The sequence below is a fragment of the Sinorhizobium medicae genome (genome assembly GCF_007827695.1).
Lineage (GTDB): Bacteria > Pseudomonadota > Alphaproteobacteria > Rhizobiales > Rhizobiaceae > Sinorhizobium > Sinorhizobium medicae.
The window spans coordinates 121,219-138,745 of the sequence record NZ_VITA01000016.1 but is presented as its reverse complement, the minus strand read 5'-3'; the positions used below and the strand labels follow the sequence as shown (position 1 = coordinate 138,745).

The 17,527-nt window shown below is 60.1% G+C and carries 21 protein-coding genes; 18 read left to right on the top strand and 3 right to left on the bottom strand.

Annotation, left to right across the window (positions count from 1 at the left end):
• Positions 1 to 31: 31 nt before the first annotated feature.
• Positions 32 to 718, top strand: a complete 687-nt coding sequence (locus FB009_RS24180) for a hypothetical protein (RefSeq protein ID WP_011975965.1) — start codon at positions 32 to 34, stop codon at positions 716 to 718.
• Between the two features lie 66 nt (positions 719 to 784).
• Here FB009_RS24180 and FB009_RS24175 read toward each other — a convergent pair whose 3' ends face one another.
• Positions 785 to 1,129 (bottom strand): hypothetical protein, encoded by a 345-nt coding sequence (locus tag FB009_RS24175; RefSeq protein ID WP_162304059.1) that lies wholly within the window; start codon positions 1,127 to 1,129, stop codon positions 785 to 787.
• 593 nt (positions 1,130 to 1,722) lie between these two features.
• Positions 1,723 to 2,466, bottom strand: a complete 744-nt coding sequence (locus FB009_RS24170) for a hypothetical protein (RefSeq protein ID WP_011975963.1) — start codon at positions 2,464 to 2,466, stop codon at positions 1,723 to 1,725.
• Positions 2,467 to 2,738: 272 nt separating this feature from the next.
• On the opposite strand from FB009_RS24170, the gene FB009_RS32825 reads away from it, so the two are divergent.
• From FB009_RS32825 to FB009_RS24110, 12 genes are all read left to right on the top strand, one after another.
• The gene (locus FB009_RS32825) at positions 2,739 to 2,915 is read left to right on the top strand and encodes a hypothetical protein (protein WP_164497527.1); all 177 of its coding nucleotides are present in this window, start codon (positions 2,739 to 2,741) and stop codon (positions 2,913 to 2,915) included.
• Positions 2,912 to 3,235 carry a hypothetical protein gene (locus FB009_RS24160; protein WP_011975961.1) on the top strand — a complete coding sequence of 108 codons (324 nt, stop codon included), beginning with the start codon at positions 2,912 to 2,914 and terminating at the stop codon, positions 3,233 to 3,235. The genes FB009_RS32825 and FB009_RS24160 overlap by 4 nt, the downstream gene beginning before the upstream one ends.
• Positions 3,232 to 3,834, top strand: a complete 603-nt coding sequence (locus FB009_RS24155; protein ID WP_011975960.1) for a phage adaptor protein — start codon at positions 3,232 to 3,234, stop codon at positions 3,832 to 3,834. Before FB009_RS24160 ends, FB009_RS24155 begins: the two co-directional genes overlap by 4 nt.
• Positions 3,831 to 5,192 (top strand): hypothetical protein, encoded by a 1,362-nt coding sequence (locus FB009_RS24150; protein WP_011975959.1) that lies wholly within the window; start codon positions 3,831 to 3,833, stop codon positions 5,190 to 5,192. The genes FB009_RS24155 and FB009_RS24150 overlap by 4 nt, the downstream gene beginning before the upstream one ends.
• Positions 5,189 to 5,791, top strand: coding sequence for a phage adaptor protein (locus FB009_RS24145; RefSeq protein WP_011975958.1), 603 nt, complete (start codon positions 5,189 to 5,191; stop codon positions 5,789 to 5,791). Before FB009_RS24150 ends, FB009_RS24145 begins: the two co-directional genes overlap by 4 nt.
• Positions 5,788 to 7,404 (top strand): hypothetical protein, encoded by a 1,617-nt coding sequence (locus FB009_RS24140; protein WP_011975957.1) that lies wholly within the window; start codon positions 5,788 to 5,790, stop codon positions 7,402 to 7,404. Before FB009_RS24145 ends, FB009_RS24140 begins: the two co-directional genes overlap by 4 nt.
• On the top strand, positions 7,404 to 7,865 hold the full coding sequence (locus FB009_RS24135) for a hypothetical protein (RefSeq protein WP_018208176.1): 462 nt from the start codon (positions 7,404 to 7,406) through the stop codon (positions 7,863 to 7,865). Before FB009_RS24140 ends, FB009_RS24135 begins: the two co-directional genes overlap by 1 nt.
• 3 nt (positions 7,866 to 7,868) lie before the next feature.
• Positions 7,869 to 9,467, top strand: coding sequence for a tail fiber domain-containing protein (locus FB009_RS24130; RefSeq protein ID WP_011975955.1), 1,599 nt, complete (start codon positions 7,869 to 7,871; stop codon positions 9,465 to 9,467).
• The gene (locus tag FB009_RS24125) at positions 9,464 to 9,817 is read left to right on the top strand and encodes a hypothetical protein (RefSeq protein WP_011975954.1); all 354 of its coding nucleotides are present in this window, start codon (positions 9,464 to 9,466) and stop codon (positions 9,815 to 9,817) included. Before FB009_RS24130 ends, FB009_RS24125 begins: the two co-directional genes overlap by 4 nt.
• Positions 9,817 to 10,923 carry a hypothetical protein gene (locus FB009_RS24120; RefSeq protein ID WP_011975953.1) on the top strand — a complete coding sequence of 369 codons (1,107 nt, stop codon included), beginning with the start codon at positions 9,817 to 9,819 and terminating at the stop codon, positions 10,921 to 10,923. Before FB009_RS24125 ends, FB009_RS24120 begins: the two co-directional genes overlap by 1 nt.
• A gap of 80 nt (positions 10,924 to 11,003) precedes the next feature.
• Positions 11,004 to 12,503, top strand: a complete 1,500-nt coding sequence (locus FB009_RS24115) for a hypothetical protein (protein WP_145162003.1) — start codon at positions 11,004 to 11,006, stop codon at positions 12,501 to 12,503.
• A complete protein-coding gene (locus FB009_RS24110; protein ID WP_011975951.1) occupies positions 12,504 to 13,019 on the top strand; it encodes a hypothetical protein in 516 nt (171 codons plus the stop codon).
• On the opposite strand, the gene FB009_RS24105 is transcribed toward FB009_RS24110, so the two are convergent.
• Positions 13,008 to 13,877, bottom strand: coding sequence for a capsular polysaccharide synthesis protein (locus FB009_RS24105; protein ID WP_153423751.1), 870 nt, complete (start codon positions 13,875 to 13,877; stop codon positions 13,008 to 13,010). The two genes, FB009_RS24110 and FB009_RS24105, sit on opposite strands and share 12 nt — an antisense overlap.
• A 498-nt stretch (positions 13,878 to 14,375) precedes the next feature.
• Here FB009_RS24105 and FB009_RS24095 point away from each other — a divergent pair, with 498 nt between their 5' ends.
• The 5 genes from FB009_RS24095 (at position 14,376) to FB009_RS24075 (ending at position 17,423) form a co-directional block, all read left to right on the top strand.
• Complete coding sequence (locus FB009_RS24095) at positions 14,376 to 14,768, top strand: acyltransferase (protein WP_018012368.1); 393 nt, start codon at positions 14,376 to 14,378, stop codon at positions 14,766 to 14,768.
• Between the two features lie 79 nt (positions 14,769 to 14,847).
• Positions 14,848 to 15,549 carry an FkbM family methyltransferase gene (locus FB009_RS24090; RefSeq protein WP_011975947.1) on the top strand — a complete coding sequence of 234 codons (702 nt, stop codon included), beginning with the start codon at positions 14,848 to 14,850 and terminating at the stop codon, positions 15,547 to 15,549.
• Positions 15,550 to 15,911: 362 nt separating this feature from the next.
• Positions 15,912 to 16,721, top strand: coding sequence for a lysozyme family protein (locus FB009_RS24085; protein ID WP_024311625.1), 810 nt, complete (start codon positions 15,912 to 15,914; stop codon positions 16,719 to 16,721).
• Between the two features lie 119 nt (positions 16,722 to 16,840).
• Positions 16,841 to 17,092 (top strand): hypothetical protein, encoded by a 252-nt coding sequence (locus FB009_RS24080; RefSeq protein ID WP_024311624.1) that lies wholly within the window; start codon positions 16,841 to 16,843, stop codon positions 17,090 to 17,092.
• Entirely contained in the window at positions 17,085 to 17,423 is a 339-nt protein-coding gene (locus tag FB009_RS24075) for a DUF1515 family protein (protein WP_018012371.1), read from the top strand. The genes FB009_RS24080 and FB009_RS24075 overlap by 8 nt, the downstream gene beginning before the upstream one ends.
• Positions 17,424 to 17,527 lie beyond the last annotated feature (104 nt).

Here is a 17,527-nt window from a genome sequence, read left to right as displayed (position 1 = left end):
AAAGGTTGAATTTACGAGGAGACGGCGAAGAATGAAAAACTGGTTGCTGGGCGGCCTCTATCTTTTCGTCGCCCTGTCGAGCCTGAGTGGCGTGCTGTTCGGCGGGGCGGCATTTTTCCTCTACCGCTTTTATGATGATCGGGATCCCAGCCGAGCGGTCATTTGCGAGAAAAGCGGGGGTACGGCGCCTGAATGTGCGATGCCCGAAAGCGCCGACAAGGTGCTGGACGCCTTGATTACCTGCGGTATCGATTTCTTCGATGTTTTGACGGAGGAGAAGGCTGCTTTCCTGCACGTTCGGAAGGTTTTCCGCGTCAACAGCTATGGTGATGGTCAGCATCGCGAAACCAATGTTATTTTTCGGCAGCCGATCGAAGCCTATGGTCTTCGCCTGACAGGGTATACGCATTCTGCCAGCATTCCGGCTTTCATATGGAAGCCGACGAGATACTCCTGGGGGTTCCAGGTGACGGGGCTGCCGGAGGAGGCCGCGCGTGCAATCGAAATGCGGCATCCGCAGATCGAAAAGTTCAAGGAATTTTTTGGCGCCTGGATACAAGAGAGTGCGTTTACGGCGCCGGCCAGCTTCAGCATTGTTTTCCATCGAAATGAGCCCTTCCCGGGAACGTATCTCGAGTGCAAGGCCGGAGAAGAGGTTTCGGCGAGCTTGGGTAAACTCCCCGCGGTTTCCAGTCTTTTTCAGCTGACTGGAATGTGATTCCTTTCGCAATCCCCCCGCTTCGCGCGCGGACGCAAGGACCGCCTATGCGTTTCCGGGATTGCTCTAAAACGGCGCCACGTCGCTCCAGAAATGCTGTACGGGCGTGCACCGTTTCATAGCGGCCGTATGGTGATCGGTCTCGACGAAGCGAAGTCTCGTGTACGACCAGTTATAATCTTGCTCCCTGCCTTCCACCACCAGAACGGCATGGAAGTCATGGATGATACCGCGCTCCGTATGCGTAGCGTAGAGCGAGAAGCCGCGCACGTCCGCCATGCCCGCCACTTCGCCGCTTTGCTCTTCCCGCACGATACAGAACGGTTGGCCGCCGACTGTCGCGATGGAACTCAAGACGACCAGCACCGCAGTCAGGAGAGACCAAAGACCGGCGAGGCTCGCGAGTCCCATCGGAACCCACCCGAAATACAGCCTCACGTCCTTCGATTGTGCGGAGGAGACGAGACAAATGGAAGATGCCAGGCCAAACGAGAGAGCCATACCGTGCCACATCGAGAGGCTCGGCACCGCGCTGTTGACCAGGGCGTTACCAGCGAGATCAATGTGCCGAGCAGGACGATCAGTGGGTAGAGGGTCGATGCGGCGAGCGAATGTATCCGCATGCCTTGAAATCCGAGGACAGGCTCGAGAACCATACAGGGTTCGATACCCCGCACGAGCGCTTATGGGCTAAGGGGTTGAGTCTTGAAGCGGAGGAGGGGTCTGCCGGCTTGTCTCCGGTCGGCGCAAGGCCCCCGCCGGCCCCGCCAGCGCCACGGCAGCCAATAGGCGGACGGAAGAGCGAGCGGCGGGTCGAAGCGATCGGATCGGGTTCAAGCGAATCGCCAAACGCATTGCCATTCTGGGACAAGGCTGTTCGCGGCCGCGCATCGCTGCAGGATGTTCTTGCGCATTGGACCGAATGAACTGCCGCTTCGGCGGTCCCTCGGTGCTGGCGGAACCGGCAGCTTCATTCCCGAGTTGAGTTCGGAACGTGCATGAAACTAAAACAGCCCCGCGGTGATCCAAAAACCCTCTACGGGCGTGCATTTTTCCATGGCGGACGTAGGGTAGCCGGTCTCGACGAAACGATGTTTCGCGTATGACCAGTTATATTTCTGCTCGCTGCCTTCCACCACCAGCACAGCATGATATTCGAATGTCAGGCCGTGCGTCGCCTCTGTCGCGTATAGCGCGAATCCACGCACAGCCGCAACGCCCGTCACTCTGTTTCCTGAGGCTTGCGCGACGCAGAAGGGCTTGCCATCCGCAATAACAATGGAGCTCAAGACGACCAGCCCGGCCATCAGGAGAGACCAGAGGCCGGAGAGGCCGGCAAGGCCTATCGGGACCCAGCCGAAGCACAACCGCGCGTCTGCCGAACTGACCGAGGAAACGAGAAAAAGGGAAGAGGCGAGACCCAGCGTGAGCGTCATACCATGCGCCAATGAAAGGCTTAGCACAAAAGTGACCGCCACCCATACCAGCGATGCCAGAGTGCCGAAGAGCACGATCAGTCCAAAGAGAAACGATGCAAGAAGCCAATGTATGCGCATGCCGGTGAAGATATGGGCGGCGACCAGAGCAACAGGCAACAATGGCGAGGTGATACAAATGGCGGTGAGGATGGCCCATTCGAACGGCACGAATTCCGAGGTAATATATGCTAACGCGGCGGCATAATCGGGCGACAAGCCCAAAGCGATTGCGCCAGTGGCGCCGAGTAAAAACGAATGTTCGCGTTTCATCGTGCTCCCAGTTGCCGTGTGCGGTAACAGCGATTCGCCGAAGGTTGAATCTATCCTTAACTATCGCATAGATTGCGTCTATGTCGAGGCGGGCGCGCGCAGGCAAGCTTATCCCTCGTAGACAAACAGGCCGTAGAGCTGCGGCTGTACCCATGCGAGCCGAAGGCTGTCGACGACCCGCGGCCTTAGCACCGGAAGCGGATCGCTTCGACCGGAATCATCAACCAGGGGTGGGCTTCGGCTCGCCCTTTTCCGTTTCAGGAGAGACGAACATGGCAGAAGCCAAAGAGAAGACCACGCCCGTCAAGCTGCTCTACGACGTGTGGGCGGCCGGCGACAGACGGGTATCGAAGGGGACGGTTCTCGACCTTCCGGTGAAGGCGGCGAAGGCCCTTATCCAGCAAGGCAAGGCTTCGAGAGCGGACCCGCTGCCCGGAGATACCGAATGATCATCCGTGATGGTTCGTGGTCGCTCTACGATTACGACCAAATGACGGGCCGGTCGGTCTGGCATTATTTCGACGGGGAGAAGGACGTTTTTCGCGTCGACTACCCCGTCGACAATCTCATGAGTGAGAATGCCGGAATACGGAACAGCGCCGAACGTGCCTGGAAAGGCGACTGGCATCGCGTCGCCTCGATCCCCCTCAACGTCGCCCATGGGGCCGGCCTCGTGCAGGCGCATAGCGAGGGCGACGACCGCTTCGTCAAGCGGTTCCTCAACAACTCCGACAACCGCGCCTGGCGTACCAAGGAAGGCCATCTATGACCATTTCGGACTACGGCTCCCTCCTGGTGGATGCCGGCGAATATTCGGGGCGCGAGGATATCGCCCACAATTTCCCGCGTTTTCTCGGACTTGCGGAGCTGAAACTCAACCGCGGGCTTCGCGTCGCCGACATGGAGGTGACCGCCGCAATCCCGCTGGCCGATGGCGACGGTACGCTTCCGGCGGACTTCCTCGAGGCGAGGGAGGTCAGGAGCGGGGCCGGAGTCTCCATTCGTGCGGTCCCGCTGCAGCAGCTCACGAACGGCTACAGGGATCGCAACGGCGTGCAGCCGGCCGGCTACTCCATTGTCGGCAGAAGGATCAAGGTGCGGTCGGTGTCCGACCAGGGTCTCACCATTACCTATTACGCCCGCATTCCGGCCCTGACGCCGTCGAACCCGACGAACTGGCTGCTGGAGAAGGCGCCAGACGTCTACCTTTTCGCGCTGGTCAACGAGATCGCCATCTGGGGCAAGGATGTCGACGGCGCTACCGCCGCGCAGCAGCTGATGATGCTCGCAATAAGCGGGCTCAGGATCGAAGACGAGCGCAGCCGCTGGGGCAATGCGCAGACAGTCGTCGGGGGAGTAACGCCATGAGCGAAGCCAGGAAGAAGCAGATCGTTTCCATGATCCTCGGCGGCATGCCGCCGCAGCCGGGAGGCGCAGGGGGAGCGCGGCAATTTGCCGTCGACATTCCCTACGGCTCTCCGTCGCGGGCGGCGGCCACTGCTTTCTCCGGAGAAGACCTGGCGGCGATGCCGCGAAGCCTCAGCGGCGGTGCCGTGTTGCGCACCTATCATCCGACGCTGCGCGATCAACTTGCCGACTGGATTCTCGGAGACGGACGCCCCTCCGTCTATAAGCGCCGGCTTGTGACTGATCTTATAGGGTCGGCGGGTCTGGGCGGTGAGGGGCTCTCCGGCATTGACTTCACGCCGCTAGGCATGGGTTTTGCGGCGGAAGAGACGGGACGTTCCGTTGCGGATGGCAATTACGGCGAGGCGGTTATCGAGGCGTTGGGGATGTTGCCGGCACCGGCACTCCGCGCGGCTGTGAAAGGCGGGCGTTCGGCGATCGCAGGAGCAGATACTGTCATGGCGCCCCCGGTCGACAAGGCGCTGGGCATGACGGCAGAGAAGACGCAGGACGCTGGTTTTCTTGCCTCTCGCAGCGCACGAATATATGATCCTCCAGTCAAACAGCCTCGGCCATTCGAGGCTGATTACAGGCCGGGAGATCCACGACATGAAGCAGCGGGAGGCATTGCGGACGAAAGCGGAAGACTCCGCCTGGACATGGACGGAAGACCGCTTACCGCAAGATATGTCGCCGGTAGAACGGTCGTTGGCGGAGGCGATACCGGCCTATCAGCGGAAGCATATGACGAAATCGGAAAGGCAGGAACGGGCGGACGCCCTAAGGCGGTTGCGAAGAGTGCGATCGCAGGCGATGCGGGACGGTACGTGGTCGACAGAGATCGACGATCAGGGGACGTACTGAGTCAAGATATCTTTTACGATAAATCCCTGCCGGCAGACAAAGCCGGGCGCGTTGTCGCGCATGAGCTTGCACATGCAATCGATGCCATTGCCGGCAAAATGCCAACTGATGGTATCGATAAAGAACTTCGAACCATCTACAACGACCTGAACAACCCACAGAGCTATGGCAAGAGGTTTGGCCCCGAGCAGAATAAGTACTGGGGCGAACATGTGCGCAATGAGCTGGTGGCTGAGGCGATCCGGGCCTATATGGCCGCTCCGAACTATATCAAGACAGTTGCGCCGAAGGCAGCAGCCCGCATCCGCCAGTATGTCAATACCCATCCGAAGCTGAAAAATACCATACAGTTCAACAGCATCGGCGGTTTTGGCGTTACCGGGATTGCCGCCGGGACCAACGGCCTTGCCGGATACGGCGCCAACGGACAAAGGACGCGGGAGGGCGAGCTATGACCTTGCTTACCGCAATCAACCAGGTCTGCGACGTCGTCTCGCTCTCGCCTTTCGATAACGTGTATGGGTCCGCCGAGCCTAACGCGATGACGATGGTTGCGCTCGCGCAGGAAGCCGGCGACGAGATCGCGCGGCGGGCAGACTGGCAGAAGACCTTGCGGCAGCACAGGGTTGCCGTTGCTTCCGAGAACCTTCCCGATGATTTCCAGCGCCTGACGCCCGGCGGCTCTGTGCGGACCGCCGAAAAAGCCTTCGTCCGACCCGTCACCAATGGCGGTCAATGGGCGGTCATCGCCGGGATGCCTTCGATGCAGCCCTATTTCTTCATAAGGGCCGGGCAGGTGCAGTTCTCGCCCGCATCGGCGGCTCAGGGCGCCGTCATCGACTATGTTTCGAAGAATTGGGTCCTGCACGATCCGGACGGGCCGCAGGCGACGTTTACGGCGGATGACGACACGACGCTCTTTCCCGAGCGCCTCCTGCTCAAGGGCATCGTCTGGCGCTGGAAGCGGCAGAAGGGGCTCGCCTATGAGGACAATCTCGCCGAGTTCGAAGCCGACCTCGCGCAGGAGATCAATGCCGACAGGGGGGCAGGATGAGAATTCAGCCAAGACCGGCCCGTATAGGGCAATCCAATCGCGGGCCTGTCTCTCTCGGCCGGCAGCAGACTTCGCAGCCGGTGACTTTTCCTGCCCCCAGGGGCGGCCTCGTCACCACGGCCGACATGGCATCGCAGCAGCCGGGCTCGGCAACGGTGCTGCGCAACTTCTTCCCGACCCTGATGGGCTGCAAGATCCGTGGGGGATCGCAGAGGAAAGGACTGGCGGCCGACGGCGGCGACATCAGGAGCGCCTTCAAATACAAATATGGCAGCAATGAAAAGCTGTTCATGGCGACGAATGCCGGCATTTACAACATGACCGCTCCGGCCACCCCTCCCGCCACCACGGCGGCGGAGGTTTCGGGGATGAGCGGCGGTGACTGGTGCGCCTTCCAGCATAGCAATGCGGGCACGTCGTGGCTCGTCTGCCTGAACGGCGCCAACGACCGGCGGCTCTACAACGGTACCACCTGGACGACGGCCCCGGCGATCACGTTCACCGACGGCACCACTATGGCGCAGCTCAATTACGGCTGGCTGTTCAAGAACAGGGAGTTTTTCCTCAAGAACGGCACGCTGGATGCCTATTACCTGCCGGTGAACGCCGTCGGCGGGGCCGCCGTCGTCTTCCCCCTTGGCGGGGTGATGAAAAAGGGCGGCTCGCTGCTGACGGGCTTCTCCTGGTCGCTGGAAAGCGGCGACGGCCTTTCGGACCTTTGTGTCTTCCTTTCGACCGAGGGCGAAATTGCCGTCTATGCAGGGTCGGACCCTTCGAGCGCATCGGATTTCGCACTGAAGGGCGTTTACCAGATCGGGCGGCCGCTCGGCAAAAACGGGTGGATCAGGGCAGGGGCCGACATCCTGATTGCCACGACGGACGGGCTCACGCCGATGTCGCAGGTCTTCCAGCGCGACCGGCAGGCCCTGTCGCTCGTTTCCGTCTCGCGGCCGATCGAGGACGACTGGCGCAGGGCAGCCAACGCCACTGGAACCGGCTGGACGCTGAAGCAGTGGCCGGAGCAGAACCTGGTCTTCGTGGCCTTTCCCGAAAACACCGTCGTTGCGGACACGACCTTTGTCCTGAACGTGCTGACCGGGCGCTGGTCGACGATCAGCAACTGGCAGGCGCTCTGCTACGAGACCTTGCAGGGCGGCCTCTTCTTCGGCTCGCTCGACGGTTACATGTGGCAGGGCGATGCGGGCGGTACGGATGACGGGCTGAGCTTCTCGGCGACCTATCTTTCGCAGTTCTCGCCGGCAACGCAATTCGGGCAGAGGGCGACGGCAACGATGGCGCATATGTATTTCCGGGCGAAGTCCGCGCCGAAGGTGCGGCTGTTCGCCCGTGCCGATTACGATCGGTCGACGCCCACATTCACCACGTCAACGGAAGGCGAAGCAAGTTCGTCGGAATGGGACGTCGGACTTTGGGACAGGGCCATCTGGGACGGCGTATCCGAAGTGCAGCGTTACGACTTCCGGCAGAATGTCCGCGCGACGGGCGACATGATCGGGGTCGGCTGCGTCATCACCTCCGGCGGGGATTTCAAGCTCGATATCGAGGTCGACCTCGCAACGGTTCAGGTTTCGGTGGGCGAGGCCAGTGCCTGATGCTTCCAAACGATCCCGAGACTATCCGCGCGGCGTTTCTGCGCTGGACGCGCGGTGACGGGGCGGCCGCCGAATTCCTGGCAGAGATCGCCGCGATCGCACGGCTTGCCGACGACATCGTCGATGAGGAAGAGAACCGCCAGAGGAATGTCTGCTGGCTCCTGGTTCGGACGCTGACGCGGCTGCCGCAGAATTCTTTCTTCATCGAGCACGCCGCCGTCCTGGCGCCGGTCATCAACAACGTGATCGTGCAATGGCAGTTGAGCGACGAATGGCGGTCCGCCCGGGATCCGGTAAAGCGGCAATTCGGCTTCGTCATGCGCGAAGCGGTGGGCTCGATCGTCACCGCCGTTGCCGCGATCGCCGGCGGCTACGATCACGCCAAAGCCACTACGGAAGATTTTTTCGACCTCTGCCATGCCGGCTCGGGAGAGACCGTCGAAGATTGGATAAAGGATTGAATCATGGGCCTTTACGGATCCGCTCCGGAAGCACCGGACCCGAAGCAAACGGCGTCCGCGCAGACTGCGACGAACATCGGAACCGCGGTTGCCAACAACGTCATGGGCAACGCCAACCAGGTCACGCCAGACGGCAACCTGACCTATACCTATAACACTCAGAAGTGGACCGATCCTCTCAGCGGGAAAGAATACGACCTCAAGGTTCCGACGGCGACACAGACACTTTCGCCCGCGCAGCAGGCGATCAAGGACCAGGAGGACGCCGCCCAGCTGAACCTGGCGACGCTTGCCAACACCCAATCGGGAAAGCTCAACGGCCTTCTCGCCAGTAAGTTCGACATATCCGGCGCTCCAGCGGCCGGAAAGTCGGACGCGATCGGGCTGCCGCAGTATCAGAGCTTCACGAGCGGTCCGAAGCTGCAGACCAGCCTCGCAAATGCCGGCAACGTTCAAAGCTCGATTGCAGGTGCCGGTTCCATACAGAGCCAGGTTGCGGACAGCGGCAAGATCCAGACTTCGCTTGGCAATGCCGGGAACATCACCGAGAGCTATGATTTCGACATCGACACGTCGAAATACGAACAGGCGCTGATGGACCGCCTCAGCCCGCAGATCGAGCGGGACCGCGCCGCCCTTGAAACGAAGCTGACCAACCAGGGACTGCAGCCGGGCTCCGAGGCCTATGACCGTGCGATGGACGAGGCGAACCGCGCGGCGAACGACGCCCGGATAGGGGCAACCCTGAGTGCCGGGCAGGAGCAATCGCGGATCGCCGGTCTGGCGCAGAACCAGGCGCAGTTCCAGAATTCGGCACAGCAGCAAGCCTACGACCAGATGACCGGACTGGCCCAGTTCTACAATTCGGCGCAGGCACAGCAATACGCGCAGAACGCGAACGACATGCAGATGGGAAACGCCGCTCAGCAGCAGCAGTTTTCGCAGAACCAGGCGCAGATGCAGGCCAACAATGCAGGTCAGGAGCAGAAATTCAACCAGGGACTGACCGCGGCGCAGTTCGGAAACGACGCCCTGCAGCAGCAGTACCAGAACCAGAACACGGCGACGGGCGGCAACAATGCTCTGGCGGATCAGAGATTCAATTCTCAGCAGGCGAAGTACAACCTGCAAAACCAGGAGCGGGCACAATATCTGAACGAGCTTTACGCGCAGCGCAACCAGCCGATCAACGAGATCGTCGGGCTGATGTCCGGGGCGCAGGTCGACAGCCCGAGCTTCGTGCCGACCCAGAGCAACCCCATGCCGACCGTCGATTATGCCGGGCTGGTGCAACAGGACTATGCCAACAAGATGGGCGCCTACCAGCAGAAGCAAAGCACGATGCAGAACCTCTTTGGCGGCATGCTCGGTTTCGGCGGGCAACTGGCCAGCCTCTCGGACAAGCGCGCGAAGAAGGACATCAAGAAAGTCGGCGGCCTCTACGAGTACAGGTACAAAGGTGAAGGCAGGAACGCTCCCAAGCGGATAGGCGTGATGGCGCAGGAGGTGGAAAAAGTGCGCCCCGACGCTGTCGCCAAGGGCGCCGATGGCCTGCGGCGCGTGGATTACGGACTGCTCTTCAACGCAGGGAGAGGCAAATGAACGGCTATTTCGGATATCGGGGCGCGATGCCCAAGGAAGCGCGCGAGCAGCTTGCGAAGCGGCTTCAGGAGAAAATCCTGGGGCAGCCCCTCGCACAGACGATCGGGGGCGGAATGAGCATGCTCGGCGCAGGCCTTGCGGCAGGGTATGCCAAGCGCCAGGCAGCATTCCCTCCCGCGCCCGAAAGGCGCCCGTCGCAGCCCGGACTTGCAAATTACAATGCGGCCGGACCTGCGCAGGGCGATAACCGCTTCCAGGACCTGGTGACGGCAATCGGGCCCTGGTCCCGCGAAGGGCTCGGCCGGGCCGCTCAATTCCTCAACCAGGGCCGAAACGGAGGTCTGTACTGATGGCGAATTCCTACCTGTTCGGCGGCAATACGAGAGAGACACCCGAATCCGTCAGGCGCAAGCGCCAACTTGCCATGGCGATCATGGGGACGGCCGCACCGAAAAACATCGGCGAGGGACTGAACGCACTGGGCTCGGGCATCGTCGCAGGCATCATGAACCGCCGGGCGGACAGGGCGGAAGACGAGGGCCGCAGCGCTGCCCGCGCCGCCTATGACGGGGCTCTTGGCGGCATGCCGGACCGGCAGGTCTCCAATGCGAGCGCATCCGCAGCGGCTCCGTCAAACTCCTCGCATTATCGCGACGCCATCGCCTCGCTGGAGAGCGCAGGAAGCGGGGACTATACGGCTATCGGACCGATGCATCCGAAACTTGGGCGTCCGCTCGGGCGATACCAGATCATGGAAGCGAATATCGGACCCTGGTCCCGCGAGGCGCTGGGGCGCGAGGTGACGCCGGAAGAGTTCCTGTCGAGCCCCGAAATCCAGGACGCCATTTTCGACCACAAGTTCAATGCCTATGTGCAGGAATTCGGACCGGAAGGCGCCGCGCAGGCATGGTTTGCCGGTCCGGGCGGCGTCGGCAAGACGAGCCGCAAGGACGCGCTGGGAACCGATGTCGGCACCTATGGCCGCAAGTTCATGAACGTGCTCGGCCCGCGGGGTGAGCCGACAGAGGCCGGCAGAGCCGAGCCGCCGGCAGGAATGCCTCCGCCGCCTCCGGCGTCCCACTCGCCCTTCGTGCCTTCGTTCCCAGGCAAGGAAGCGGACGACCGGATAGCGGCTCCCTCCCTGACGCCGCCGAATGCGCGTCCCCCGGAACAGGCAATTCCGGCGCAGTTCCAGGGTTCTCGGCAGCTCGCCAATGCCCAGGGCGGCATCATGCCGGCGCTGATGGACGGCACGCCTGCCTCGCCCGAGCAGGTGGCGCAGGCGCAGGCGATCGGCCGGCGGCAACAGGCACAGGCGCAAGCCGCCGATCTGATGCCGTTGCTCGAGGCCATGGGCAATCCCTGGCTCTCGCCCGAGGAGAGGGCGGTTCTGCACAGGCTCTACGAGCAGCAGGTGCAGTCAGCAGAGGCCCGGCGCAACCCGCGGTGGGAATAGACCGTTCCGCCCGATCAAGATCGCAGAGGACCGCCGCAGGTTGAGCGGACGTGCTGCTTTTCGCCCACATTACCTTTTCCATGGAGGCTACATTGCCACGAACTGGTGGAGTCTATTCCCCGCCTGCGGGGACGAAGGGTGTGTCCAACACCACGATACAATCCGTGCCGTATAACGCGCTTGTAGATGACCTGACCGCCGACGCCAATGCGGCGCGGCCGATCACGGCAGGCGGCACGGGGGCGACCTCGGCGAGTGTCGCGCGGACGAATCTCGGCCTCGCGATCGGCACGAACGTGCAGGCGCATGACGCTGGTCTGCAATCGATTGCCGGCCTGACGACGGCTGCCGATCGCATGATCTATACGACGGCAGCCGATGCTTATGCGACGACTGCGCTGACGCCGTTTGCGCGGACCATTCTGGACGATTCGGACGCCGCGGCAGTGAAGTCGACACTCGGGCTGGCTGCGATCGCATCTTCCGGTTCGGCGGCCGATCTCGGCTCCGGCACGATCGCCGATGCGCGCTTGCCGAGTTCGATGGGAGGCAAGACCTTCACCGGGGACGTGCAGTTCACAGAGGGAGTCGACTTCGGATCGGCGGTTGCGGCATCCTCAACCGATCTGTCACGACACCTTGCCCTTTGGGGAACGAACTACGGCTTCTCCATTACCAGCAACACGCTGAACTATGTTTCCGCTTCCGAGCACGTCTTTCATTCCGGCACGAACGAAGTCGCCCGCATCTCCTCCAGCGGCGCCTTGACGCTCGAGACGGCACTGGCCGTCAGCGAGGGGGGTACAGGGGCAACGGATGCGGCAACGGCGCGATCGAACCTTGGGGCGAACAACGCTTCGAACCTGACGACGGGTACGCTCCCCAACGCCCGGATTTCCGGTGCCTATGACGGGATCACGACGCTGAGCACCAGCGGGAAGATCACGACAACCGGCAATGAAATAGAGATCTCCGGGGGTAGCCCTCGCGTCAGATTCAGCGACACCAATACGGATGCCTATGATTTCTGGGCCTACGTCGACAGCAACAGGTTCTACGTGCTCGCCGACCGCGACAATTCCGGCACGTGGGAAACCCCACATGCCCTCGAGCTCAATGCCAGCTCCAACGTCGGCTACCTGTTCGGAAGCCAAATCATTACTGCCGGCAATTACGACGGGCTGGGGATCACTCCGGAAGCGCGCAGCATAGCCGCCGGCAACGGCCTCACGGGCGGCGGCGACCTTTCGGCAAACCGGACGCTTACGCTGGGAACGCCGGGTAATATCAACAATTCGACCGGCAACTCCGTTACGAGCACGAGCCATACGCACGCGTTGGGGTTTACGGCCGCGGAAGTTCACCAGGGCACCGGTGTCAACGATACGAATCTCCCGATAGGTCACGTAATTTCCGTATTCTTCTCTCGTGCAATTAACCGCAACGCGACAACGACAATTAGGTTGTACAACAACACCGTCGATTACGACCTCGGAGGGACAGGTTCTATTCTTACAGGAACGTGGAGAGCACGAGGGGCTGCTTCCGAAAATCGACAGATATTTCAGAGGGTCGCGTAGATGGTTATTGAGAACAGTAATGTTGAATACCCAAGGGTTACCGAGATACTCAAAATTTCGGATACTGAAATCGGGGCTGGAACATACGATATTGAAGTAAAAATACAGTGGTTTGAAAATACGGAACCTGAGCTGGTCTCATATCGCTCCAGTCTAAACGATCCGCACGGGGTTAACCCGCAAATCCGCAAATGGTTGAGCGAAAACCCGGATGCGCCGGTGCATGTCTATGTTCCTCCTCAACCACCGACGTCCGAAGAAATCCGCGCGAACATGCCGGCTCTCGCTGCGCGACAAATGCGGCTCGGCCTTGTCGGCGCGGGCGTCTCGCCGAACGAGGTGACAGCCGCCCTTGAAGGACTGCCAGACGGACTTGAGAAAGAAGCCGCTATGATCGAGTGGGAATACGCCACGTCTTACCATCGGACGCATCCGCTCGTGGCGACGGTGGGTGCAGCGCTCGATCTGACAGACGAGCAGATCGACGCCATGTGGACGGCGGCGCTAGAGCTCTGATGGGTGCTTCTGGCACTCGATTTCAGCTACCCTGCGCAAATCGAAGTCCCTGCGGCTCTCTATTGCCTCAAGGATTTCCTGATTCGTCACCTTGGTACCGGAGCTGATCTTCAGCCATGGAATGGCGGTCTCATCAATATCTTCAGGGATCCGCTCCACCAGGCTTGGCTGGGTGAGCAAGCGCTTTAAAATGACGGGCCCTTTGAGAGTGAGTTTCGGTGTGGCCTCCCATATGGCGCAGGCCTTGCGGTCCGTTCGTATGATATACTCGAACAGGTACATCACCCAAAAATAGTGACGCAGCTTACCGCGCTTCGAATAGTACCGAAGCATCAATCGCGACCACTTCGCAACGAGATAGTTCTGCGGCACGGCGGCGAGGAACGATATGGTCACAGCTCGGCCAGGATAGCTGTCGACGTACGCGAAAAAGCCGCTACCCATCAACGTTGGAAGCCACTCATCCAGGGGCTTGACGCAAAACGTGGTGGCATCGACCCATACCCCACCATACTTCCGGAGAAGAGCGATTCTGATGAGGTCGGCCCGCCATTGAATTTTGCGGTCATTTCGGTGCGGCGGAAGGTCGACGAATTCGCCCACGTTTGAGTCACTCAGAACTCGTACATCCCACGATGGATTCTTCTTTTTCCAGGAAGATACCGCATATAGAACTATTTCAGGGGCGTACGCTACTGGTTTATCCCAGTAGATCCAAATGATGTGAGGAATCTTTTTAGGAATCTTGTCAAATGAAATTCGATAATTTCTTTCATGAAGCTTCTGTTTTCCTACGATGCTTCGGCGTATAGAATGACTTAATTTTTTCAATATTAAGAATAAATCAAAAAGAAGCATGTTTCATCCATGATATTTTGTTGGGCTTCAGACATTTTAGCTCTAGTAAAACATCAAGTTAGTTGAGTCTACGAAGGAGGCAGCTGTATTTTCGATTTATCTTAGCGAGGTAACTTTTTGTCACATTAAATGAAAAAACTTCCTGTTATAAGCCTGACACTGTCAGGTTTTTGCCGGAAAAGTTCACCACTATGTTTTTCAAATTCGATTCGAAGGGATGTGCGAAAATCGAGGCGACCCGCAACGATAAGGTGCCGATGGCCTTGGTATTCTCGGTTGCCAAGGCGCCTCGCAACCTTGTAAACGTGCGCGGGAGTTCTCTAACACCCCTGGATGCTCATGCAGGTTCGTGATTTTTTCCGCTTGTGGCTTTGGGTCCGGTCGCGCGGGCGCATTTCAATCGGCCCCAAATGTCGTATCGAGCGCGGGGCTGTTCTGGATTTACGTGAGGCGGGGAGGATCACGGTTGGTCGGAAATGTCGCCTACGGAGGGGCTCCATGCTCATTCCGTATGGCGGAGTTATCAGCATCGGAGACGATTTCAGCTTAAACCCCTATTCTGTGCTGTACGGGCATGGCGGCCTGAGTATTGGCAACAGTGTGCGCATCGCAGCGGGGTGCGTCATCATTCCGGCCAATCATGTTTTCAGTGACCCTGGCACGGCCATTCGCGCTCAGGGGCTGACGAAGCTTGGCATCGTCATTGAGGACGATGTCTGGGTCGGGGCCAACGTCACTATTTTGGATGGAGCACATATCTCTCGCGGGTGTGTAATTGCCGCCGGCTCCGTCGTCCGGGGCCAGACGGAACCTTTGGGCATCTACGCCGGTGTCCCGGCCAAGCTCATCAGGAAACGCGGAAGAATCGAGACGAGGGAGGTCGCGCAATGAGAAATTTGCTTCTGAGTGTCGTCCGAAATGACGCTTCCACTTTGGACAGTCACGCTAGCAACGCCACCTTGAGGGCGCGATGAAAAGGCTCGCACGCTCATTGCGCAAGAAGTATCGCTATCTCGTGGACGCCAGGACCGTCACAATTGATGGCGTTACTCTTATTTCGGACAAAGGACGGATACCGCACTATCTCCGGGATTTGATGTACCGCGAAGTGTATGAGGACACAGAGCGAAACGTTCTCCTAAAGATATTAAAGCCGGGGCACAGAGTTGTGGAGTTCGGCACCGGTCTCGGGTTTATTTCGCTCTTGGCAGCAAAAATTTGTGGTCCAGAAAAGGTCAACACTTACGAGGCCAATCCCACTATCGAGGCTCTTATCCGAGAGAACTTCCAACTCAACCGCGTTAATCCTTGCCTTCACATGGCTGCTGTGACACGTGACGGTCGCCGGTTATTATTCAACGCTTCGGACAACATCATTTCGTCAAGCGCTTTCGACCGGGGGATTAGCGGAAAAATGATAGAGATCGAAAGCATACCTTTCGCCGATGTCTTGCGAAGCCATTCACCGGACGTGTTGGTTATGGACGTCGAGGGTGGCGAGCATGAGCTGCTGATGTCGGATGGTCTGGCTGCGATCAGACATATTCTCGTGGAGCTCCACCCGCATATCATCGGTCAGGAGAAGGTGGATGAAATCAGAAACCATCTTGTTTCCAAGGGATTTGTTGCCGAAACCCAAGACAGAAAGACGTTTCATTTTCATAGGATCTAACAGGCTAACGGTCCAGCTAACCGTTCGCCCCCGTCACCCGGTCGGCGACGACGCGCGTTTCCTCTTGTCGCCAGCAATTGCCGTTGACCGCTGCGACGGCGACCGTTTGTTGCTCGCGCGGCGTTTAGCCGATCCGTGGGCACCCGAGTTCGTTCGAAAAGACAACACGTTTGCATTCCCCCGATGCCCCGTCCCTCGCACCTCTTCGGCGCAGAGCCTGGCTCTCCGCGCATCGATTACATCGCTCACCCGCCGATCCTCGGCGAAAAGTCACTGTGACTGTTGGCCTACGGCTTCATAAACGAACGGCCTCAAAACCCCGCCATGAGCGGGGTTTTTCTTTAAGCAAAAAAGGTAACCCAATGACAAACACCGTGCCTCAAGGCGCGGCGATGCTGCTCGAGTTTATCCGCGAGGCGGAAGTCGGCAGCAGCGGCCGCGCGTCTTACGACGTGATCTACGGACACAATCAGGGAGGGCTGGCGAAGCCGCTGACGGCAATGACGGTTGCGCAGGTGCTTGCCGCGCAGAAGGGATGGTCCAAAGCGCATGGTTCGGGCGCTGCGGGCGCTTATCAGTTCATGCGGGCCACTTTGGCAGGGCTCCTGAAGGAGGTGGCATGGCTGCGCGGCGATCATCGGTTCGATGCCGCGCTTCAGGACAGGCTGGCCCTTCACCTTCTGAACCGCCGCGGTCTTGCCGCTTTCCTCGCGGGCGAAATAGGACGTGCGGAGTTTGCCAGGCGCCTAGCCATGGAATGGGCGTCGCTGCCGGTGCTGACCGATAGCAAGGGAAGCCGGCAGCGGGTGAGGCGCGGACAGTCCTATTATGCCGGTGACGGGCAGAACAGGGCGCTGGTGCGGCCGGAGAGGCTGGAAGGGGTTCTTGGCGCGGCTCTGGCGGCGTCAAAGCAATTGGGTGAGGCAAACCGGGAGATCGAGGCGGCGCCTGTTGCTCCGGTGCGGACGCGCAAGCCGGTTTCCCGCTCCGGACGCTTCTGGACCTGGTTGCTGACCGCCGGCGGTACGATCCTCACTGCGCTGAAGGAACTGAACCTGGTGGCGCTGGACTGGCGGGTGCAACTTGCCATTCTCGCAGCGATCATCGGCTTTGCCGTTTACGCCATCTGGTCCATGCCGGCGGTTCGCGATGCACTGGGCCTCACGCGATGATGATCCCGTGGGGCAATCTGGCTGCGGCGCGCTGATACTCGCCGCAATTTCCTGGGCGGTGCACGAAATTCGTTCGGATGCCGCGCAAGCGATCCGCACCTCAATTGAAAGGCAGAACGATGAAGCAGAGAGGAACGCTGACGCCAGGCGCCTTGATTTTGATACCTGTTCTACTACTGGCGGGCTGTGGAATTTCGGGACCGGCCGATGTGAGCGGCCTTCGCGGCATCGTGGGGACTGAGCTTGCCGGCGTGCGCGGTGCCACGCAGGCTGATCAGCGCAGGATCGACCGCACCGTGGTGGGCCTCTGCGCCGCCGCGGTCTGGACGCGTTCGGAATGTGTCAAGCATGGGGAGCGCGGCCATGATTGACGCAGGCGTTCACCAGCAACTGGGCACTCTCGTCGCCGAGGTGAAGAACCTGCGGGAGGACCTGCGCCGCTCGGAAGACAGATCCGATGCGGGGCGCCTGACGATGACGCGCCGGATGGACGAAGTGGTCGAGCGAATGCGAACGCTCGAGGGATCGATGATGCTCGTCAAGGACGATATCGCCTCCATGAAGCCGGTGACCGACGACGTGCGCAAATGGAAACTGATGGGGATGGGCGCTCTCGGCGTCATTGGCATGGCTGGAGCCGCGCTCGGTGTCACCTTTGCCGATGCGGCAAGACGCGTGCTGATGCTGACGAAAGCTGGTTAGAGTATTTCCGGCATTTCGTTGAAACATCAAGCGTTCGCACCTTCCGACGCTCTGCGTCCCGAAACCGGGACACAGAACCAGAAGCGCTCCGGGCCAAAAATGCC

Excerpts from the sequence above, each read along its gene's own strand:
- FB009_RS24180 (WP_011975965.1), top strand. The coding sequence starts at position 32 with ATGAAAAACTGGTTGCTGGGCGGCCTCTATCTTTTCGTCGCCCTGTCG.
- FB009_RS24175 (WP_162304059.1), bottom strand. The coding sequence starts at position 1,129 with ATGGGACTCGCGAGCCTCGCCGGTCTTTGGTCTCTCCTGACTGCGGTG.
- FB009_RS24170 (WP_011975963.1), bottom strand. The coding sequence starts at position 2,466 with ATGAAACGCGAACATTCGTTTTTACTCGGCGCCACTGGCGCAATCGCT.
- FB009_RS32825 (WP_164497527.1), top strand. The coding sequence starts at position 2,739 with ATGGCAGAAGCCAAAGAGAAGACCACGCCCGTCAAGCTGCTCTACGAC.
- FB009_RS24160 (WP_011975961.1), top strand. The coding sequence starts at position 2,912 with ATGATCATCCGTGATGGTTCGTGGTCGCTCTACGATTACGACCAAATG.
- FB009_RS24155 (WP_011975960.1), top strand. The coding sequence starts at position 3,232 with ATGACCATTTCGGACTACGGCTCCCTCCTGGTGGATGCCGGCGAATAT.
- FB009_RS24150 (WP_011975959.1), top strand. The coding sequence starts at position 3,831 with ATGAGCGAAGCCAGGAAGAAGCAGATCGTTTCCATGATCCTCGGCGGC.
- FB009_RS24145 (WP_011975958.1), top strand. The coding sequence starts at position 5,189 with ATGACCTTGCTTACCGCAATCAACCAGGTCTGCGACGTCGTCTCGCTC.
- FB009_RS24140 (WP_011975957.1), top strand. The coding sequence starts at position 5,788 with ATGAGAATTCAGCCAAGACCGGCCCGTATAGGGCAATCCAATCGCGGG.
- FB009_RS24135 (WP_018208176.1), top strand. The coding sequence starts at position 7,404 with ATGCTTCCAAACGATCCCGAGACTATCCGCGCGGCGTTTCTGCGCTGG.
- FB009_RS24130 (WP_011975955.1), top strand. The coding sequence starts at position 7,869 with ATGGGCCTTTACGGATCCGCTCCGGAAGCACCGGACCCGAAGCAAACG.
- FB009_RS24125 (WP_011975954.1), top strand. The coding sequence starts at position 9,464 with ATGAACGGCTATTTCGGATATCGGGGCGCGATGCCCAAGGAAGCGCGC.
- FB009_RS24120 (WP_011975953.1), top strand. The coding sequence starts at position 9,817 with ATGGCGAATTCCTACCTGTTCGGCGGCAATACGAGAGAGACACCCGAA.
- FB009_RS24115 (WP_145162003.1), top strand. The coding sequence starts at position 11,004 with ATGGAGGCTACATTGCCACGAACTGGTGGAGTCTATTCCCCGCCTGCG.
- FB009_RS24110 (WP_011975951.1), top strand. The coding sequence starts at position 12,504 with ATGGTTATTGAGAACAGTAATGTTGAATACCCAAGGGTTACCGAGATA.
- FB009_RS24105 (WP_153423751.1), bottom strand. The coding sequence starts at position 13,877 with ATGCTTCTTTTTGATTTATTCTTAATATTGAAAAAATTAAGTCATTCT.
- FB009_RS24095 (WP_018012368.1), top strand. The coding sequence starts at position 14,376 with ATGCTCATTCCGTATGGCGGAGTTATCAGCATCGGAGACGATTTCAGC.
- FB009_RS24090 (WP_011975947.1), top strand. The coding sequence starts at position 14,848 with ATGAAAAGGCTCGCACGCTCATTGCGCAAGAAGTATCGCTATCTCGTG.
- FB009_RS24085 (WP_024311625.1), top strand. The coding sequence starts at position 15,912 with ATGACAAACACCGTGCCTCAAGGCGCGGCGATGCTGCTCGAGTTTATC.
- FB009_RS24080 (WP_024311624.1), top strand. The coding sequence starts at position 16,841 with ATGAAGCAGAGAGGAACGCTGACGCCAGGCGCCTTGATTTTGATACCT.
- FB009_RS24075 (WP_018012371.1), top strand. The coding sequence starts at position 17,085 with ATGATTGACGCAGGCGTTCACCAGCAACTGGGCACTCTCGTCGCCGAG.